The organism is Psychromonas sp. MME2 (assembly GCF_040566515.1).
Classification (GTDB): domain Bacteria; phylum Pseudomonadota; class Gammaproteobacteria; order Enterobacterales; family Psychromonadaceae; genus Psychromonas.
In genome coordinates, this window is the sequence record NZ_JBEWXI010000002.1 from 83120 (window position 1) to 102416 (window position 19297).

General features: G+C 40.7%; 18 protein-coding genes and 2 pseudogenes. 6 read left to right on the forward strand and 14 right to left on the reverse strand.

Annotated features, from left to right (window positions below; genetic code table 11):
• Positions 1-77 precede the first annotated feature (77 nt).
• From AB1A03_RS00630 to glnG, 4 genes and pseudogenes are all read left to right on the forward strand, one after another.
• On the forward strand, positions 78-2252 hold the full coding sequence (locus AB1A03_RS00630; RefSeq protein WP_354622668.1) for a glutamine synthetase III family protein: 2175 nt from the start codon (positions 78-80) through the stop codon (positions 2250-2252).
• A gap of 282 nt (positions 2253-2534) precedes the next feature.
• Entirely contained in the window at positions 2535-3083 is a 549-nt protein-coding gene (locus tag AB1A03_RS00635) for a DUF4124 domain-containing protein (protein ID WP_354622669.1), read from the forward strand.
• 56 nt (positions 3084-3139) lie between these two features.
• Complete coding sequence (gene glnL, locus AB1A03_RS00640) at positions 3140-4216, forward strand: nitrogen regulation protein NR(II) (RefSeq protein ID WP_354622670.1); 1077 nt, start codon at positions 3140-3142, stop codon at positions 4214-4216.
• A gap of 43 nt (positions 4217-4259) precedes the next feature.
• Positions 4260-5664, forward strand: a pseudogene (gene glnG / locus AB1A03_RS00645) (nitrogen regulation protein NR(I)).
• Positions 5665-5669: 5 nt separating this feature from the next.
• Here the strand turns inward: glnG and AB1A03_RS00650 are convergent.
• The 8 genes and pseudogenes from AB1A03_RS00650 to AB1A03_RS00685 form a co-directional block, all read right to left on the reverse strand.
• Complete coding sequence (locus tag AB1A03_RS00650; RefSeq protein ID WP_502945890.1) at positions 5670-6905, reverse strand: AsmA family protein; 1236 nt, start codon at positions 6903-6905, stop codon at positions 5670-5672.
• 25 nt (positions 6906-6930) lie between these two features.
• Positions 6931-9001, reverse strand: a pseudogene (gene recG / locus AB1A03_RS00655) (ATP-dependent DNA helicase RecG).
• A 25-nt stretch (positions 9002-9026) separates the two neighbouring features.
• Positions 9027-10403 carry a DUF3482 domain-containing protein gene (locus tag AB1A03_RS00660; RefSeq protein WP_354622672.1) on the reverse strand — a complete coding sequence of 459 codons (1377 nt, stop codon included), beginning with the start codon at positions 10401-10403 and terminating at the stop codon, positions 9027-9029.
• The gene (locus AB1A03_RS00665; RefSeq protein WP_354622673.1) at positions 10400-11434 is read right to left on the reverse strand and encodes a DUF2868 domain-containing protein; all 1035 of its coding nucleotides are present in this window, start codon (positions 11432-11434) and stop codon (positions 10400-10402) included. Before AB1A03_RS00665 ends, AB1A03_RS00660 begins: the two co-directional genes overlap by 4 nt.
• A 74-nt stretch (positions 11435-11508) precedes the next feature.
• On the reverse strand, positions 11509-11892 hold the full coding sequence (locus tag AB1A03_RS00670) for a hypothetical protein (protein WP_354622674.1): 384 nt from the start codon (positions 11890-11892) through the stop codon (positions 11509-11511).
• A gap of 29 nt (positions 11893-11921) precedes the next feature.
• Positions 11922-12620: a tRNA (guanosine(18)-2'-O)-methyltransferase TrmH gene (gene trmH / locus AB1A03_RS00675; RefSeq protein WP_354622675.1), complete on the reverse strand. Its 699-nt coding sequence runs from the start codon at positions 12618-12620 to the stop codon at positions 11922-11924.
• A gap of 258 nt (positions 12621-12878) precedes the next feature.
• Positions 12879-13472, reverse strand: coding sequence for a superinfection exclusion B family protein (locus AB1A03_RS00680; RefSeq protein ID WP_354622676.1), 594 nt, complete (start codon positions 13470-13472; stop codon positions 12879-12881).
• Between the two features lie 139 nt (positions 13473-13611).
• Complete coding sequence (locus tag AB1A03_RS00685) at positions 13612-15054, reverse strand: Ig-like domain-containing protein (RefSeq protein WP_354622677.1); 1443 nt, start codon at positions 15052-15054, stop codon at positions 13612-13614.
• 144 nt (positions 15055-15198) lie between these two features.
• On the opposite strand from AB1A03_RS00685, the gene AB1A03_RS00690 reads away from it, so the two are divergent.
• The gene (locus tag AB1A03_RS00690) at positions 15199-15843 is read left to right on the forward strand and encodes a LysR substrate-binding domain-containing protein (protein WP_354622678.1); all 645 of its coding nucleotides are present in this window, start codon (positions 15199-15201) and stop codon (positions 15841-15843) included.
• Positions 15797-16105, forward strand: coding sequence for a LysR substrate-binding domain-containing protein (locus AB1A03_RS00695; RefSeq protein WP_354622679.1), 309 nt, complete (start codon positions 15797-15799; stop codon positions 16103-16105). Before AB1A03_RS00690 ends, AB1A03_RS00695 begins: the two co-directional genes overlap by 47 nt.
• A gap of 68 nt (positions 16106-16173) precedes the next feature.
• Here the strand turns inward: AB1A03_RS00695 and rplQ are convergent, their stop codons facing one another.
• From rplQ to rpmJ, 6 genes are all read right to left on the reverse strand, one after another.
• Complete coding sequence (rplQ, locus tag AB1A03_RS00700; protein ID WP_354622680.1) at positions 16174-16551, reverse strand: 50S ribosomal protein L17; 378 nt, start codon at positions 16549-16551, stop codon at positions 16174-16176.
• 39 nt (positions 16552-16590) lie between these two features.
• The gene (locus tag AB1A03_RS00705; protein ID WP_354622681.1) at positions 16591-17577 is read right to left on the reverse strand and encodes a DNA-directed RNA polymerase subunit alpha; all 987 of its coding nucleotides are present in this window, start codon (positions 17575-17577) and stop codon (positions 16591-16593) included.
• Between the two features lie 25 nt (positions 17578-17602).
• Entirely contained in the window at positions 17603-18223 is a 621-nt protein-coding gene (gene rpsD / locus AB1A03_RS00710; protein WP_354622682.1) for a 30S ribosomal protein S4, read from the reverse strand.
• A 33-nt stretch (positions 18224-18256) separates the two neighbouring features.
• Positions 18257-18646 carry a 30S ribosomal protein S11 gene (rpsK, locus tag AB1A03_RS00715; protein WP_019613697.1) on the reverse strand — a complete coding sequence of 130 codons (390 nt, stop codon included), beginning with the start codon at positions 18644-18646 and terminating at the stop codon, positions 18257-18259.
• Between the two features lie 12 nt (positions 18647-18658).
• The gene (gene rpsM / locus AB1A03_RS00720; protein ID WP_354622683.1) at positions 18659-19015 is read right to left on the reverse strand and encodes a 30S ribosomal protein S13; all 357 of its coding nucleotides are present in this window, start codon (positions 19013-19015) and stop codon (positions 18659-18661) included.
• Between the two features lie 132 nt (positions 19016-19147).
• Entirely contained in the window at positions 19148-19261 is a 114-nt protein-coding gene (gene rpmJ / locus AB1A03_RS00725) for a 50S ribosomal protein L36 (RefSeq protein WP_354622684.1), read from the reverse strand.
• Positions 19262-19297: the final 36 nt, after the last annotated feature.

The following is a 19297-nucleotide window of genomic DNA, read 5'->3' on the forward strand; positions in this document are numbered from 1 at the left end:
AGCAGATTTTACATTTAACCTTTATAAATAACTAAGCTGAAAACAAACAGCCTTTTTACATAAGCAAGGAGCCCCACATGAGTGGAAACCAAGTCCGCCTACAAGCAATTGAACAAATTACTAATCGTGCACCAAAAGAGGTCGCTCAGCCTCAAGCATTAAACAAAATTTGGGCTGAAGATGTATTCAACTTCCAAAAAATGGAACAAGCACTTTCTAAAAATGCGTTTAAAGCCATTAAAAAAACAGCACAAACAGGTGCAGTATTAGACTCAGCAACGGCTGATGTTGTTGCAGCAGCTATGAAAGAGTGGGCTCTGAGCAAAGGCGTTAAATTCTTTTCTCATATTTTCTACCCAATGACGAACATCACAGCTGAAAAACATGATGGCTTTATTGTTACAAATTCCGATGGCGGCGCTATCTCTGAATTTACAGGTAGCTTATTGATTAAGGGCGAACCTGACGGCTCTTCTTTCCCGAACGGAAGCTTACGTATGACTAACGCTGCGCGTGGTTATACGGCATGGGATCCAACAAGCCCTGCATACATTATGCATACTGCTAATGGTTCTACATTAATGATCCCAAGTGTATTTATGTCTTGGACAGGCGAAGCATTGGATAAAAAAATCCCACTTCTACGCTCTATCTCTGCAGTAAATAAAGCAGGACAAAAAGTACTGACGTTAATGGGTGAAAAAGATATCGCACCTTTAAACTCAAGCTGTGGAGCAGAACAAGAGTACTTCTTAGTTGATGAAAACTTTGCAAATGCTCGCCCTGACCTATTATTAGCTGGCCGTACACTATTTGGTGCGCCACCTGCAAAAGGTCAAGAATTTGATGATCACTACTTTGGTGCAATCCCAGAGCGTGTACAAGTCTTCATGCAAGACTTCGAAGACACTCTTTATAAATTAGGTATTCCAGCTAAAACTCACCATAACGAAGTTGCACCTGGTCAATTTGAAATTGCACCTTATTATGAAGCGGCTAACGTTGCAGCTGATCATCAACAATTAATGATGACAGTGATGAAAAGCACGGCTAAAAAACATGGTTTCCTATGCTTATTGCATGAAAAACCATTCGCAGGTGTTAATGGCTCTGGTAAACATGTTAACTGGTCTATCGGTAACGCAACACAAGGTAACCTACTAGATCCAGGCAGTACTCCACATAGTAACCTTAACTTCTTACTATTCTGTGGTGCTGTTATTCGTGGTGTACACAAATATGGTCCATTATTACGTGCAGTAATCGCATCAGCTTCAAACGATCACCGTTTAGGTGCAAACGAAGCGCCACCAGCAATCATGTCTGTTTATTTAGGCGACCAATTGGAAAATGTCTTTAAAGACATTAAAGAAGGTAAACTATCTTCTTCAAGCACGGGTGGTTTAATGGATCTTGGTTTATCACAAATCCTACAATTCCAACGTGATCCAGGTGACCGTAACCGTACTTCACCATTTGCATTTACAGGTAACCGCTTTGAATTCCGTGCTGTGGGTTCATCACAATCTGTATCGGGTCCATTAGTTGCAATGAATACAATGCTTGCTGATTCATTAAACTGGATAGCGGAAAAATTAGAAGCAACACTAGCAACTTCTGCTGATCAAACAACTGCGGTTATCTCTGTATTAAAAGAGTTGATGGAACTTCACGGCAATGTTGTCTTTGGCGGTGACGGATATTCAGCAGAGTGGCATGAAATGGCAGTTTCTGAGCGTGGTTTGAAAAATCTACGTAACTCAGCAGATGCTTTACCTGAATTTAAAGCTGACTACATTGTTGAACTATTCAAGAGAACAGGCGTATTGTCTGAAATTGAATTAGCAAGCCGTTTTGAAGTTTATGCGGAACAATACGTACAATCAATTGCTGTTGAAGCGAATTTGGTTGTTGATATTGCAACAACCAAGATTTACCCAGCAGCTGTTAACTACTTATCTGAACTTGCTCTAACATCTTCTTCAATGCAAGATTTAGGGATTGAATTAGATACGTCATTAGCAGCAAGTATTGCTACAGAAGCAAATGCGATGATGTCAGCGGTTGCTAAATTAAAAGCAGCTAAGGCAACTCATGATTTTGCTTCAACAGAGGAACATTTACGTTTCTGTGCTGATGATATTCGTGACTTAATGAATACTGTTCGTGCACATGCAGATACGCTAGAAACCTTAGTGGCTGATGAATTATGGCCTCTACCTAAGTATGCTGAAATGTTATTTATTAAATAACCGTATCATGCAAGAAGTGGATAATTAAATCCACTTCTTGCTGTTTATATAACTCATGAATAAAAAGCATTTTTAATGCTAATGGTAAAACTCGTTAGCATTAAAAATGCAATTTCATAAAATATAATAACTTATATCTCTATATCCCTAAATAAGTCATATTATTAATATTGGCAATTGATTCACAATTTGCAAAAGCTTCTATTTATAAACAAGGGTTTTTATTGCCTTAATTGATATCATGATCCACAATTGAAGCAATAAATTCAAAGGGTTATTATTATGAAAAATGTATTATTTTGTTTATCTTTAGTGACGATTCTATGCACACCTATGCAAGCTGTTAGTGAGATGAAAATTTACCATTGGATTGATAAAGAGGGTAATAGCCACTTTTCAGATACTGCGGATCCGAATACTGAAGAGGTTCAACTTAAAGAGCAAAATGTATTTGTAGAAGAGTTTAGTGCTCCTCCCGCTAGCCCAACACAGGATATGCTAACGGACGAAGCTGTTATTGAATATGTAGCTACGATTGTGTCACCTACAGATGATCAAGCAATACGTAGCAATGAAGGCACTATTAATATTCAAGTATCCACGACGCCTGAAAAAGAAAACAGTCAAAAATTACAGCTTTATTTAGATGGTGTAGCACTAGGCCAACCGCAAATATCACCAACGATTAGCGCACAAAATATTGATAGGGGCACACATCAATTAGAGGTTCACTTAATTGATGAAAATGACAAATTGTTAGCTAAAACACAAGTTGTTACCGTACATTTACAACGCGTACACATAAATAGAGCAGTGGCAATCCCCAAATAATATGGCGAGTATCTGCTTCTTTATCGTGTAATTTTTAAAAGTAATGAGATACTTCTATGCTAAACAAGCAAATACAAACATCACCGCTGGCATTAGCATTACTTGAAGAAGCAAACACCGCCTTTATTGTCATTAATAACGATTTAAAGCTAATTTATGTTAATCCGGCTAGCGAATTATTGCTATCACAAAGCAAACAGCGACTTTACCAGCAAAATTTACAGCAGCTAGCGCGCCAATTTCACTTCAACCCGATTAAGATAAAAAGGCTACTTAAAAATAGAAATTCGTTCACAGAAAATGAAGTCGCTTTATTAGTTGATGGTCACCCGCTATTGATAGCGCTCAGTGCCACCTACTTAAATTTTGATGGTCAAGATAACGTTATTCTTGAAATGCGCTGCATTGAGCAGCAACTTAAAATTAGCCAAGTACATTATCAAGAGCATCAACAAAAAGCAGCCCAAGATTTAGTACGCGGCCTAGCCCATGAAATAAAGAATCCTTTAGGGGGATTACGAGGGGCTGCACAGCTTCTTGAAGGTGAGCTGCATAATCCTGAATTAAAAGAGTTTACACAAATAATAATTGAGCAGGCAGACCGCTTAAGTTCGTTAGTTAATCGCTTGTTAGGTCCACAACAAATTGGACTTCGCGCCACGGATAACATTCACTCAGTACTTGAAAAAGTGCGTAAATTAGTCTGCTTAAACTTACCCGATTTTATTACCATAAAAGTCGATTATGATCCAAGCATTCCCGATTTTGAAATGCAATCCGATCAATTACAGCAAGCATTCTTAAATATTATCCAAAATGCCGTGCAGGCCTTTGATTATAAAACAGAAAATGTAGGAAAAATAACGCTACGCACACGCACTGCACATCAAGTCACGATTAATGGATTACAACACCGATTAACGACGGAGATAAGAATTATCGATAATGGTGTAGGTATCCCCGACAATTTGAAAGATACCTTATTCTATCCCATGGTAACAGGCCGTAAAGATGGTACGGGGTTAGGGCTATCTATCGCTCAAGAGTTAATTAAACAACATAATGGTCGAATTGAATGCCATAGCATTCCCGGACATACTGAATTTTTAATCTATTTACCAATGACTATTTAAAATAATAACAATAAAAACAGTTAGCCATAAATAAGGAAATAATATGAGTGTGAAAGCTTGGATTGTTGATGATGACCACGCCATCCGCTGGGTGTTAGAGCGCACATTAAAAGCTGAAAAAATTGATCATGCCAGTTTTCCAGATGGAGAATGTCTATGGAAACAGTTACAGATAGAGCAGCCTGACGTAATTATTTCTGATGTCCGTATGCCGGGTATTGATGGCCTATCATTAATGGAACGTATCCACGAACGCTTCCCACTAATACCAATTATAATCATGACTGCTCATAGTGACCTAGATAGCGCTGTTAATGCCTATCAAAGTGGCGCCTTTGAATACCTACCCAAACCCTTTGATATTCATGAAGCAACGGCATTAATTCAACGTGCTATTAACCATAGTTTAGAGCTAAAACAAAAGAAAAAAGCGCCAGAAAGTGCCGTTTCTATGCCAGAAATTATTGGAGAAGCGCCTGGCAATGCAAGAGGTTTTTCGGGTGATTGGTCGTTTATCACGCTCAAGTATGAGTGTCTTAATCAACGGTCAGTCTGGTACAGGTAAAGAACTAGTCGCTCAAGCCCTACACAAACATAGCCCACGTAAAGATAATACCTTCATCGCGCTTAATATGGCCGCGATCCCACGCGAATTAATTGAAGCGGAGCTCTTTGGCCATGAAAAAGGCGCTTTTACCGGAGCAGCTAATAATCGCCAAGGGCGATTTGAACAGGCCAATGGAGGAACCCTATTCTTAGATGAAATAGGTGATATGCCACTCGATGTTCAAACTCGTTTATTACGTGTACTTGCTGATGGCCAGTTCTACCGTGTTGGCGGCCACCAAGCGATTAAAGTTGATGTACGGATCATTGCCGCGACTCATCAAAATCTAGAGAGTAAAGTAAAAAGTGGTGATTTCCGCGAAGATCTATTTCACCGTCTCAATGTTATTCGCATCCAAATTCCAGCACTAAAAGAACGTCGCGAAGACATCTGCCTGTTAGCGCAGCACTTTTTACGAGAGATAGCAGCCGAACTCAAAGTGGAGAGCAAGCAACTTACCGATGAAACTAAGGCTTATCTCAGCCAACTACCCTGGCCTGGCAATGTTCGTCAACTAGAAAATATTTGTCGTTGGCTAACCGTGATGGCGAGTGGTCAAGAGGTTCATATTTCCGATTTACCACCTGAACTAACGGCACAAGAAGCACAATATACTGAAAATAATGCCCCCCTTTGGGAGCAACATTTACAGCAATGGACATTATCAGAGTTTAAAAAAGGTGAAGATAACGTACTAGCAAAGGCAATGCCTGAATTTGAACAAATAATGTTAAAAACTGCCCTATCATTTACGCAAGGTAAAAAACAAGAAGCAGCCAAACTATTAGGCTGGGGAAGAAATACATTAACACGCAAACTCAAAGAGTTTGATATGTCATAAGTAAGTCACTCTATTTTATTCCCGCTTTTATGCGGGAATATCATTTGAAATGCTTCGATTATCGTATCCTCCCATTGTAAATAAGCAAATTTTACACTGACATTACCCTGTTGCTCACTTTCATGCCAGAATTTTATCAGCTGATTATTTTCCACAAACTGCAGATCATCAATCTGCACTCTGCCTTTTTTAAGTTGTAAAGGTAACGCTGCATCGGCGCTACTGATATCTATATTATCTAAATGAGCGTACTTGATGAAGAAGCTAGAGATGGGTAGCACCGTTTTCTCCTCACTGCTCGTGATGCTTTTTGATGGCGTTAGGCGCTGTGGAATATGTATCTGCATATCTTTCATCTCTAACGATGATAAAGTAACATTTTGCACGGCAATAAGCGCATTAGATAACGGATTAAAAGCAAAGGTTGCCTCGCCCTGTAATTGTAATTCACCGGTAAAGATGCGTGCGAATAAGCGCTGTAAAATGAGCTTACTATTCTCTAACTGTAAGCTTAACTGCGCATCATCAACAACATCGGAAAATTCAGGGGTAATAACACTAATTTGACGAACAGCTAACATTAACTGCGCCTGTAGCGCTATCAAATCGAAATTAGTGTGCAAAGTAAAATCGTTAAGTCGCACAAAGCGGTCGTTTTGTAACTGCCAGTTAGCCTCTTTTAGTGCGGCTTGCCAATTTCCTTGCATCCCTGAATAAATAAATTGATTGTTACTAATAAGCGTTAAATGCTCACTACTTAAATCTAGTTGCTGTAATTGTAGATTGGTATCTTGGTAATGTATCTGTACATTAGCATCCACTATTGCTACTTTATCGATGGTCAAACTATTCCAAGGTAACAATGACTCGCGCCGAGGCGTTTGCTTTATTGGCTGTTGTGGGGCGTGATTAAGCTCGCTTAAGTTGCGTTCATCCCACCAAACATGCAAGCCCTGTAGTTCCACTGAGGCAATCTCTAAATGGCGATGTCGAAGATCCAATTGACGGCTTTTTATCTCTAATCGATCAAATGTTAATAGCGGTTGATCCTGATAACCAATGGCAACTGCAGAAAGCGTTAGCTGCGGGTTAAGCCAATCAGCCATTGTGATTTCTTCAACGCTAACTTGATATCCCGTCCGCTTTTCAATCTGCGTGGTTAGCCATGCGGAATAATCATTAATATCAAATAAGGCAATAAAGATCACCATCGCAGCGCTTAATAAAAGCAACATAAGCATGCATAAGCGCTTTATCAATAGTGCCTTAAGCGTGAACATATTGATCTTTATCTGCAAGCCAACGCTGCGTTAATGCAGGTATCAGCGCGGGATAAGCGGTGATGATTTGTTCAGCTAGCCGCTGAGACTGTGCAATTAGATGCTGATCCCTGATTAAATCAGCAATTTTAAAAGCAGCAACACCCGTTTGTTTTGTACCTAACACTTCACCGGGGCCGCGGATCAGTAAATCTTGCTCTGCAATATAAAAGCCATCGTTACTTTCTCGCAGAATCTGTAAACGCTTTTGTGAGGTTTTAGAGAGCGGATTTTTGTACAACAATACACAATGACTGGCCGTGTCCCCACGTCCAACCCGACCGCGTAATTGGTGCAATTGGGCTAACCCTAAACGCTCCGGATTCTCAATAATCATCAAACTCGCATTAGGGACATCCACACCAACTTCAATGACTGTCGTCGCAACCAAAATATTAACTCTCCCGCCTTAAAAAAATCCATCACATACTGCTTTTCCGCTGCTTTCATGCGACCGTGCACCAAACCGATACGCAAGTCGGGTAATGCCAATTGCAGGCTATTAGCCGTATCTTCCGCCGCCTGACATTGCAATGCCTCCGACTCTTCAATTAAGGTGCAGACCCAGTAAGCTTGCCGTTCTGATTTTTTACAGGATTGGTAAACTCGTTGAATGATATCGTCACGGCGAGTATCAGGCAAAACAACCGTTTGAATAGCGGTACGACCGGGTGGTAACTCATCAATCACGGAAACCGTTAAATCAGCATAGGCGGTCATAGCTAAGGTTTTGGAATGGGGGTGGCGGTCATGGTTAACTGATGTGGTGATAAGTCATCGCTACGCCCTTTCTCACGTAACGCTAACCGTTGATCTACCCCAAAGCGGTGTTGCTCATCGACAATAATCAAAGCCAAATTATTAAACTCAACGCCATCTTGGAACAACGCATGAGTTCCTATCACCATTTTAGCTAATCCTAGGGTAATATTTTCTAATTGATTACGTCTCTCTTTTACCTTCATTTTACCACAGAGCATACCGACAGAAACATCCAATGGGGCAAACCATTTCTGGAAATTAATAAAATGCTGCTCCGCAAGTAATTCAGTTGGCGCCATTAAAGCGACTTGATAACCCGCTTCGATAACCGCCAGTGCGGCACTAGCTGCGACTAATGTTTTCCCCGACCCCACATCGCCCTGAACCAAACGCATCATTGGCACCCCCTGCTGCAAGTCAGTTGCAATCTCTTGACTTACTCGGCGTTGTGCATCAGTTAAAGCGAAGGGTAAACTATCGAGTAATCGCCGTGGTAAGTCACCTTCGCTTGCAATGCTTACGGCACGATGACGCTGCATATCAACGCGCATGGTTAACATACTTAACTGCTGCGCCAATAACTCTTCGATAATTAAACGCTGCTGTGCGGGATGTGTTTTTGTCTCTAGCTCTTCAATGCTGGCATCGGGAGGTGGGCGGTGAATATAAAAAAGCGCATCACGTAAACTAATGGGGTGCATTAAAAGGTGCGTAGGCAATAATTCATCTATATCATTTTGCTCTAAAAAAGCTAAGGCCTGTGCAGATAAATTACGCAGGCTATTTTGCTTGAGCCCCTCCGTTGTTGGGTAAACAGGGGTTAGATTCTCTTCAACTAATGTGTTTTTCAAACTTTTAACAAAGCTGTAATCAGGATGAGTAACCTCGATCCCTTGATAACCGAAACGAAACTCACCAAAGCAACGGACTTTACTACCGACCTTAAAGCTGTTCTTTTGTGCGGCGTTAAAGTGAAAAAAATTCAACGTCACCGAGCCACTCTGATCCGCAATTTTACATTTTAAAATCGACCGCTTTCCATTCTGTACGTTACAACTTAACACCGTCCCAAGCACAGTTACTTGCATACCATCTTGCAAATCGGCCATGGCATAAACACGGGTTCGATCTTGATAATGTAAGGGCAAATGGAAAAGAAGATCGGCAACATGATAAAGTGAAAGCTTGGCAAGTTTCTCCGCAACTTTGACCCCAACACCTTGCAGCGCCGTTAATGGAATTTTATCTAATTTCATTTATCTCCTTAAGTGCACTGCTAGACTAATGATGCATCGCTGCTGCTAACGTGTCGATAAACTGTATTCGTTTACTCTCTTTATTGTCTACGACACGACCATTTAGTGATGACCAATCAGGATGACTCCGCGCTCGTCGCAACCATTTATGCCAATGTTGAGGTAACTCAAGCTTTTCTTTGCCTATCTCTAAATCTATTTTATCAAAGCTAGCATGCCCCCTTTGTTGCAAAATCTGTAGCAATTTATTTTGTCGCAACCACAAAACCTGTAATGTGACATCATCAAGACAAATATAACGAGAGCCAGTGACTTTCGCATATATTTCATCATAGTAACGTTGCTTCACACTCCATAGTGCGCCAGCAACCCCTCCGGTTATCGCGGCCGCACCAAGCGACATGCCAGCAGTCATTAAATCAATCGCGACACCTGCACCAACCCCTTTAGCAATATTGCCAGTGATATTAATGCCAAGCTCCTGTAAATTATCAGCGGAAAAAAGATCCAAGTGCCAACCATCCTGTGCAACGGGGAGCTGACTCTCCTTCACATCTTCTTGACGAAACTGGTACAGGGTTAATAACTCAGCAACACACTTATTCTCTGCTTTGCGTATCCTTCGCTGCAGTTCTTCACTGCATTTCTGTAATGCTTGCTCGCTATTATCGACCTGATAACGCAGGGCGGCACACTCAACAAATAATTTAGCAACAATTTGTGTCGCCAACTCAAAAGTGTCTGCCCATTGCTGTTGGCGCTGTAATATTAATTGATTTAATAGCCCCTCTTGATCCGGTAAAAGTGTTTGCATTTTTTGATAAATTTTCATTTCATCTGAAAAATCAAAATGAACATTATCAAAGCTCACATAGGCATGAAAATTTAAACGCGCAAGTTGTTGCTTCCACAACGCCAAATGTTCACCACCTTGCCGCGTGAAATTAAGCACAGGAATCACCGGTTTGGCTGCATAACTTAAAATTTGCAATTCATCTCGATATTTCCCTAGAATAGGCTCTCGCAGGTCGATGACGTAAAAAATAAGGTCGATATCTAAGAGTGCACGTAACACCTTTGCCTCTTGATCTAGTTCGGGGTAACTCGGCAAATGGTCAAGGAAATAACGCAATCGTTCAACCCCATCAACGGAGTGTTCAGGGAAAAACTGACTCAAAATATGAAAAAGACGGATAGAATCTTCTAATCCCGGTGTATCGAATAACGCGAGGCGATTCTCCTCGCCAATATTCACCGCGCTACCTTCAACATGGCGGGTCGTTCCCGCTTGGTCGGCAACCTCACCAAATTCGCTATCACGTAATAGAGTCCGTATTAACGAGGTTTTTCCCGCGTTAGCATGGCCAACAACGGCCACTGACAGTTGACCTATAGCCATCATGCACCCTCATTATTACAAGTGAACTGGATAACATTATCCAAACAAAGATTAGCTTGTGCAGCTGCACTATACCAATCACTTCGACGTTTTTCTTTATTCTCCTGAGGCTGCTTATTTTCATCGATTAGCAGCAAATATAACGATCCTTCCATTGACCGTTTTAAGGTAGATAATAGACGCAATAGGCCTCGATCGGGTAAACGTAACAAACTAACATAAACGACAAGATGCATATGCTGGAGGGTCGCAATATTGGCTAACATAGCTTGCTGGGAATCAAAGTCACAAACGTTTTGCAGGCAGGGTAATTGTTCAGGGCAATATTCACGAACATGTTGCTCACAAATGGCCAATTGCGATTCAGATAACTCCAATGCTACGGGGTAAAAAGTCGCAGGTAAAGCGGCCGTAGAGATGTGCGCATCAACGGGAGTATATGAACGATTGAGATGCCTATCAGGGTCGCTAATACCTAAAGATGTCACATTGGGCTTTAATACTTGCCTTAACTTTACATAGTAGGCAAGGCTAAAGTCTAATGTGAAGTTATTTTTATTCACCTTGGATAACAAGGACATTAACCCCCACAGAAAGAGGCGAGGTAGCATGCCGTAAATAATAAAACTACTAATTAATAAAGTTGACCACGCTAAACGGCTCGCCTGTTCATCGGCCAATACATTTAACGCACCTAAATGGCTTTCTTGAATCTGTGCGATATTGGGTACTAACACCCCCAATTGCCCAGGAAGATAGGCGAGCAGTTCTGTTAACCACTGTAGATTAGCTACCGACAATATGCTGCTTTGCCAGATAAAATCAACTTGATGTGTCGCAAGCATAGCAACCAACATGAGCGTTGCACCGAGAAAATAGCTAAACCATAATCGATGGGTTAAAGCGGAGAGTTGGTAGCGACCTAATTTATCAGTAAAAAAGACGGCAAAATAACATTTAAAGAGCGTCCAAAAATGCACATCCTGTGATGCATTCCGATTAAAACGCTGTTCAATTTTCCTACATATATACATACAACTACGGAGCAGCCAGCCTTGAGTTAACTCCTTAGATTGAAAAAAAAAGAGCAACCAAAGCAGTAAACTAATCATATTAGGAATAAAAAAAGAGTAAAAACCCAGAAAAAATTGATTTGAGAGTCGGCAACAGTAAAGAAAAACTGCTTTACACTAAGCCCTCCAATGATCAATACAATCAGTGATAATACTCTGAATAAATTCATTGTTAATCGCTGAAAATGAACAAAATGAGCCGAGATATGTAACGTACTATCTAGTTTTTGAGCTCGCTCTAATAGCAATAATTCAAAGGTTTTATCTTTACTAGTACTGACTGTAGTGGTTAAAACAGGCAACTCACCCTCAATTGAACGCACCCCTTCAGCTAATAGTCTCTGCTTAAATAAATCCAATGAATGCTCCTTAGAGACGGTTAATCCATTTATAAAAGAGTAGTAGATAGAAACACTCAAACAACATTTTCCTATCTACTCATTGCAGTTTACTTAGCAAGGGGCTTAGTTGAACGAATCGCTGACCACCACGCATCATCGGCATCAATTTGCCCATTTTCATCTAATGGTGGGTAAGGTAAATTTTTCTCTTTACATAAATTAGTGAAAATAGGATGCCCCCCTTCAAACAAGATACGGTCAACTTCCTCATTCGGCAGTCTACATCCACCGTTATACATGCCAGCAATTTCACGTTGACGCTGTGCTTCATATAAAATCAGTGCGGAGGCAACGGATACATTAAGAGACTGACACATCCCAACCATCGGTATAATGACATCTTGATCAGCCAACGCTAGCGCTTCCGCACTAATACCATGCTTTTCTTGCCCCATCAGGATGGCCGTGGGTTTGCTATAATCCACTTCACGAAAATCAATCGCAGTATCAGATAAATTAGTTGCAATAATCTGCATGCCTTGAGCACGTAAAGTCGCGATGGCTTCTTCAATTGAATCATGGGAATGTACATTAACCCAATTTTGACTACCCGTGGCACTTTTACCAGAAAGACGCATGGATCTATTTTCCCACGTTGCATGAACATCACTAACGCCAACCGCATCCGCTGTACGCACGATAGCAGATAAATTATGAGGTTTATGCACTTGTTCTAAACATATCGTCAGTTCAGGTTGGCGACGGTTGAGCATTTGGGTAATACGAGCAAAACGTTCTGGTGACATAATCATTCTCAAAATCAGGTAAAGAGTAAAATGTGCATTATACATTAATAATGCACGACAAAAAGAGACTGAAAACAAAGGATGGTTATCTATTTAAAAGCAGTAGAGAGTCGATAAGAGAACAATATAGGTAATTGATATTCACTTTTCTCGTATAACAGCGCAAAACTGGTTATCGTGCTATTGCCTAGACAAAAAGTGAAGTGTCAATATTCCGGCAAGTAGCTTGCCGGAATGAATGGTTAATCTTTAAATGATCTAATCACGCAGTGGAATATAATTTTTACGAGCATAATCCGGGCGTGCCGCTTTTAATATTGCCGCTTCCTCTTCGGTTAACTTCCCCGTTGGCAAACAAAGCACTTTGTAAGTTAATAATGGTCGTGCATCGATAGAGATAGAGAGCTTTATTACACGCCCACTGCCCTTTACCTCCTGCGCAGGAAATGCAGGCACCAACACACCAGAATGCAGAAGGTTACTCACTGCGGGCTCATTCATTGGTAAAGATAAAACATTTTTTTGTTGAATGACAAATTCACGTAACAGTGCTTTCTCTTCAAAATCCAAATTCTGAATCATCTTATTACGGGTGAAAACCAGTTTTCGTTCCGCCAACACCGTACAAAAATGAGTAAATATGAAGAGGACTAAACGCGTTAATAAATAAGATCCGGCTAAAAGCGCCAAAATCCACGCATACGGGGTAAAGAAGTTTGACCACTGGTCAGTACCGGATATCTTTAATATCGATGCAGGCGCAATAATCAGCGTCGCACAAACCAAACACAACCAGGCCATTGTCAGCGTAATGCCTTTTTGATCTTTTATACGTTGAATAAACTGTACCATTATTTACCTCCCTGCCAAATTATTGTTATACAAGGCAATAAAGCAATTAATGTGCCAAAAGAAAGGTCACCCTTATCGTGTTGTTTTAAATGTAATAAAAAAGGAGCCGAAGCTCCTTGATGACTAAGGTGCTAACTGTTTAGCCTGCATCAATAACATTTGCTTGGCAAACAAACTCTTCACCATTCTTTGGTGTGACTATTTTGACGGTCAGCAAGCCATTAGTCTGACCATTCGCTTCATCTTCATTGGCTAAAATTAATGTTTTTACCCAAGGCTCGATGCTATTGCTCGACTTAGTAAATGAAGTTGTGCCCTCTATTTTGCCGTTAGCTGTTTCAATAGAGATAGTCGTATCTGTCGGTGGTGTATTCCCATTTTCATCTTGTACGATAAACTGTAGTGGGATACTTTGCACAGCAGTTAAATCAATATTACCATTTGTTAAATCGACATCGTTAGCATAAATATTACATCTAACTGAATCCGAAGCCATAGCTAAAGTGGCATTCATACGCACATGTACTAGTGATTGATTACAGTTTCCTGCTGTTTGTTCCGCATCAGAACATAGCGCACCAGTAAATAAGCCATCTGCTTCCGTATATATCTGATCATCAACGATTGTATCTGTTTCTAGGGCAATAAACTCTTCATCTGAAGCTGCATCATAAACGCCATTATTATTATAATCAAAAAAGACTTCAGGTAAGTCAGTTTGGTTATTGAAAATAGGGGTATCAACAACAGTAAATATGTCGCCATTAGAGAACCAACCATCATTGTCCTTATCAACAAAACTTTCTTCACCTAATGCCCAAGCTGTGATAGTAATGCGACCATCTGCAGGACGTGGATTAGAAGAAATCCATTGCATTGAACAGGTACCTTGTAATGTTTCACAGTAACCAACTGGCGAAGTAGTATTTTGAATTTTACCGCCTTCTGTATGGAAATATACAACGGTTCCATCAGGCACCGTATTATTGAAATGGTCAGAGAGAATAACAGTAACATCAACAGTCTCTCCATTATGATTCCAAGCTGAGGGAGCGAAATCAGATAAACCAAGCGTAAAACTATTCTGATCTGGTAACCCTGTTGAAATTGAAATAGCATCGGATTGAACAGAGATCGAAGTATTAGAATCGAGCGTCACTTTTACCTTAGATAAGCCACTCACTTTTCCTGAGCTAACAGTCGTCCTAACGTAACCATCGCTATCGGTTGTACCACTCAATGGATTAATGGAACCACCTGAAGGCAAATCGGCAGTGAATGTAACATCTTCAGAGTCTACGGGGGCACCATTCTTATCAAGCAACTGGAAGGTTACAATTGACGCTTCAGCACGCCCTGCACCACCAGTACCCTGGATAGCAATAAAAGATTGAGATGAGCTAGTATAGGTAAAATAGGAAGGTACGCCAGCGACCTCTTCAACGGGTTCAGTGGGTACAGGATCAGTTGGATCGGTAGGGTCAGTCGGATCGGTTGGCGTACTTTCGCCTTCAAGGCTTCCCCCACAGGCTGTCAAAAAAAACGCCGTGAATACAACTGCAAACAGTTTATGCCATTGCATAATTAATTCCTTTTATGAGTGTAAATTTCCAATTTTGGTAATTATAAAGCAATAATTTTTTACTGCGGTACTTTATTGCTGATTATCTGATACAGTTCAACAATATATAGGATATTACGAAGATTAACAAATAAGGTTTTGATCATGAATTTTAGAGATTTAGAATACTTAATTGCGCTAGAGGAATTAAAACATTTTCGCAAAGCTGCAGAAAAATGCTTTGTTAGCCAACCAACACTAAGTGGTCAAATTAGAAAACTAGAGGATGAGTTAAATGTACAGCTGATGGAACGTTCATCACGTAAGGTTATTTTCACGCAAGCTGGACTGGATATTGTTGCACAAGCTAAAAATATCATTATCAGTGCAAAATCCTTAAAGGAGATAGCCAAAAGTCATAATCATCCAATGCAAGGCACACTACGAATAGGTCTAATACCGACCGTTGCACCCTATCTATTACCTCTTATTATTCCTGTAATGAAACAGAGTTTCCCTGATTTAGAGCTTTACCTCTATGAAAAACAAACGCACATGTTACTTAAGGAGTTAGAAGAGGGAGAATTAGATTGTTTAATCTTAGCCCTACTCCCTGATATGCAATCTTTTCAGCAATACCCTCTTTATGATGAACCATTAGAATTAGCGCTATCTGAAAGACATGCGTGGGCGAATCAAAATAGCATTGACCTACAAAAACTACGCGGTGAACACGTCCCTAATGCTAGAAGATGGCCATTGTTTGAGGGATCAATCCCTTGGATTTTGTTTTACTGCTGGCGCTATTGAAGATAATAGTTTCCAAGCAACAAGCTTAGAAACACTGCGTCACATGGTGAGTGCTGACAATGGATTAACACTCATTCCACAGCTAGCGATACCAACCAATCGACATCAAGATGGTATTAAATATATCCCGTTTAACAATCCACAGCCCTTTAGAAATATTGCCTTACTGTCGCGTAAAAATAGTGTCCGTAATATCTGTTTTGAACAACTAGCAAAACTCATTAACGATACGGTAGCGTTAAAACTAGCGCAATATTGCTAGTATCAATATTTATTAGATACAAAAAAGCCGAACAAAAGTTCGGCTTTTTCTTATAACATCAAAAGAAATTATTCTTCTTCTGCTACAACTGGGCGATCTACCAATTCGATGTATGCCATTGGAGCATTATCACCAGCACGGAAGCCACATTTAATGATACGAGTGTAACCACCAGGGCGAGACTCGTAACGTGGACCCAATTCGTTAAACAATTTAGCTACAACCGCGTTATCACGGGTGCGAGCAAAAGCTAAACGACGGTTAGCAACGCTATCCGTTTTAGCCAATGTAATTAAAGGCTCAACTACACGACGAAGTTCTTTTGCTTTTGGTAAAGTAGTCTTGATTATTTCATGACTAACAATAGAACTTGCCATATTGCGAAACATAGCCTGACGGTGGCTGCTGTTTCGGTTAAGTTGACGTCCGCTATGACGATGACGCATAACCTAATCCTTATTATTCGTTATTCGGATGACGACTGATTAATCTTCAATAATACTTGCAGGTGGCCAATTTTCTAGGCGCATACCTAGAGATAGTCCACGAGATGCAAGCACATCTTTGATTTCAGTAAGAGACTTCTTGCCTAAGTTAGGCGTTTTGAGAAGTTCAACTTCTGTTCTTTGTACCAGATCACCGATATAGTGAATCGTTTCTGCTTTCAAACAGTTAGCAGAACGAACAGTTAATTCTAAGTCATCTACTGGGCGCAAAAGAATTGGATCAAACTCAGGTTTTTCTTCTTTTTCAACCGGCTCACTTACATCACGTAAATCAACAAACGCGTCTAATTGCTCAGCTAAAATTGTAGCTGCGCGACGAATTGCTTCTTCTGGATCAAGTGTTCCATCTGTTTCCATATCGATGACAAGTTTGTCTAAATCGGTACGTTGTTCAACACGAGCAGATTCAACACTGTAAGCAATACGCTCAACAGGGCTAAATGTCGCGTCAACCAATAGACGACCAATAGGACGCTCATCTTCTTCAGTATGGATACGTGCTGAAGCGGGAACATAACCGCGACCTGCTTCAATTTTGATACGCATGCTTATTTCAGCATTGCCTGTCAAATTACAGATCACATGTTCTGGGTTGACTATCTCTACATCACCATCATGGATGATGTCGCCTGCCGTAACAGGACCCGCCCCAGATTTAGTTAAACTAACTAGAACTTCATTTTTACCTTGAAGCTTCACAGCTAGACCTTTAAGGTTAAGAAGAATCTCAAGGATATCTTCTTGCACGCCTTCTTTTGTGCTGTACTCATGTTGTACACCATCAATTTCGACTTCTGTTACCGCCGTTCCCGGCATAGATGATAACAAGATACGACGAAGTGCATTACCTAAAGTATGACCAAAACCGCGCTCTAACGGCTCTAAGGTCACTTTTGCTCTAGTTGCGCTGACTTGCTCGATATCAACTAATCTTGGTTTTAGAAAATCAATTACAGAACCCTGCATTTGTGTCCTCTCTTAGCAGTTAACTTTACTTAGAGTAAAGCTCGATGATTAACTGTTCGTTAATCTCAGCAGATAAATCTGAACGTTCAGGTAGACGAGTAAACACGCCTTCCATCTTCGTTGTATCAACAGCTACCCATGAAGGCACTTCACGTTGACCAGCGATTTCAAGTGCAGCGCCAATACGTGCTTGCTTTTTAGCTTTTTCACGAATTGCAATTACATCACTTGCTTTAACGTTGTAAGAAGGAATATTTACAACTTTACCGTTAACTAAGATAGCTTTGTGGCTAACTAGTTGACGTGCTTCAGCGCGAGTAGCACCAAAACCCATGCGGTATACAACATTGTCTAAACGTCCTTCAAGAAGTTGAAGAAGGTTTTCACCAGTGTTGCCCTGTAAACGAGCCGCTTCTTTGTAGTAATTACGGAATTGCTTTTCAAGAACACCGTACATACGACGAACTTTTTGCTTTTCACGTAGTTGTAAACCGTAATCAGATAGACGTGGTTTACGTGCACCGTGTACACCCGGTGCATTATCAATTTTACACTTAGATTCAATCGCGCGGACACCTGATTTTAAGAATAAATCAGTTCCTTCACGACGGCTAAGCTTAAGCTTAGGACCTAAATATCTTGCCATTGTTCTTTCTCCAGTTACCTAAGATCGTCGTAATTAAACGCGACGTTTCTTCGGTGGACGACAACCATTGTGTGGGATTGGTGTAACATCAGTAATGTTAGTTACACGGAAACCCGCCGCGTTTAGAGCGCGAATCGAAGATTCACGACCTGGTCCTGGTCCATTTACAAAAACTTCAACGTTTTTAAGACCGTACTCTTTTGCTGCTTCAGCAGCACGCTCAGCAGCAACCTGTGCAGCGAACGGAGTAGATTTACGAGAACCACGGAAACCAGAACCACCTGCAGTTGCCCAAGAAAGAGCATTACCTTGACGGTCTGTAATAGTTACGATTGTGTTGTTGAAAGAAGCATGGATGTGAGCCATACCATCAGCAACTTGCTTTTTAACGCGCTTACGAGCACGAGTTGGAGTCTTAGCCATTATCTCTTACCCTTATTTACGAATTGCTTTACGCGGACCTTTACGAGTACGAGCATTCGTTTTAGAACGCTGTCCACGTACAGGCAAGCTGCGACGGTGACGAAGACCACGATAACAACCAAGGTCCATTAGACGCTTGATGCTCATAGATACTTCACGACGTAAATCACCTTCAACAGTGAAATTTGCTACTTCAGTACGAAGAGCTTCGATTTGTGTTTCATCCAGATCTTTAAGCTTTGTTGATTCAGCAATACCAGCCGCTGCACAAATTGTGCGCGACGTAGTTTTACCAATACCAAAGATAGCAGTTAATGCGATAACTGCATGCTTGTGATCAGGAACGTTAATGCCAGCGATACGGGCCACTATGCACTCCTTATAAGTTAACGATTCATTTGCGAAAAGCCCGGTAGGATACTCTACAAATGAGAATTTATCAAACAAAACAAAGCTTAGATAACAAAGTTATCTAAGCCATTGATATCCAAAATCAATCTTTTAGCCTTGGCGTTGTTTATGCTTTGGCTCTACACAGATAACACGCACCACACCGTGACGCTTGATAACTTTGCAGTTACGACAGATTGCTTTAACGGATGCACGAACTTTCATTGCAACACTCCGTAGTTAATATAACTTTTAGATTCG

Coding starts and splice junctions, on each gene's coding strand:
- trmH (WP_354622675.1), bottom strand. CDS start 12,620: ATGTCACCAGAACGTTTTGCTCGTATTACCCAAATGCTCAACCGTCGC.
- rpsD (WP_354622682.1), bottom strand. CDS start 18,223: ATGGCAAGATATTTAGGTCCTAAGCTTAAGCTTAGCCGTCGTGAAGGA.
- AB1A03_RS00685 (WP_354622677.1), bottom strand. CDS start 15,054: ATGCAATGGCATAAACTGTTTGCAGTTGTATTCACGGCGTTTTTTTTG.
- AB1A03_RS00680 (WP_354622676.1), bottom strand. CDS start 13,472: ATGGTACAGTTTATTCAACGTATAAAAGATCAAAAAGGCATTACGCTG.
- AB1A03_RS00650 (WP_502945890.1), bottom strand. CDS start 6,905: ATGCTTATGTTGCTTTTATTAAGCGCTGCGATGGTGATCTTTATTGCC.
- rpmJ (WP_354622684.1), bottom strand. CDS start 19,261: ATGAAAGTTCGTGCATCCGTTAAAGCAATCTGTCGTAACTGCAAAGTT.
- AB1A03_RS00630 (WP_354622668.1), top strand. CDS start 78: ATGAGTGGAAACCAAGTCCGCCTACAAGCAATTGAACAAATTACTAAT.
- rplQ (WP_354622680.1), bottom strand. CDS start 16,551: ATGCGTCATCGTCATAGCGGACGTCAACTTAACCGAAACAGCAGCCAC.
- AB1A03_RS00635 (WP_354622669.1), top strand. CDS start 2,535: ATGAAAAATGTATTATTTTGTTTATCTTTAGTGACGATTCTATGCACA.
- glnL (WP_354622670.1), top strand. CDS start 3,140: ATGCTAAACAAGCAAATACAAACATCACCGCTGGCATTAGCATTACTT.
- rpsK (WP_019613697.1), bottom strand. CDS start 18,646: ATGGCTAAGACTCCAACTCGTGCTCGTAAGCGCGTTAAAAAGCAAGTT.
- AB1A03_RS00705 (WP_354622681.1), bottom strand. CDS start 17,577: ATGCAGGGTTCTGTAATTGATTTTCTAAAACCAAGATTAGTTGATATC.
- AB1A03_RS00665 (WP_354622673.1), bottom strand. CDS start 11,434: ATGTATATATGTAGGAAAATTGAACAGCGTTTTAATCGGAATGCATCA.
- AB1A03_RS00660 (WP_354622672.1), bottom strand. CDS start 10,403: ATGATGGCTATAGGTCAACTGTCAGTGGCCGTTGTTGGCCATGCTAAC.
- AB1A03_RS00690 (WP_354622678.1), top strand. CDS start 15,199: ATGAATTTTAGAGATTTAGAATACTTAATTGCGCTAGAGGAATTAAAA.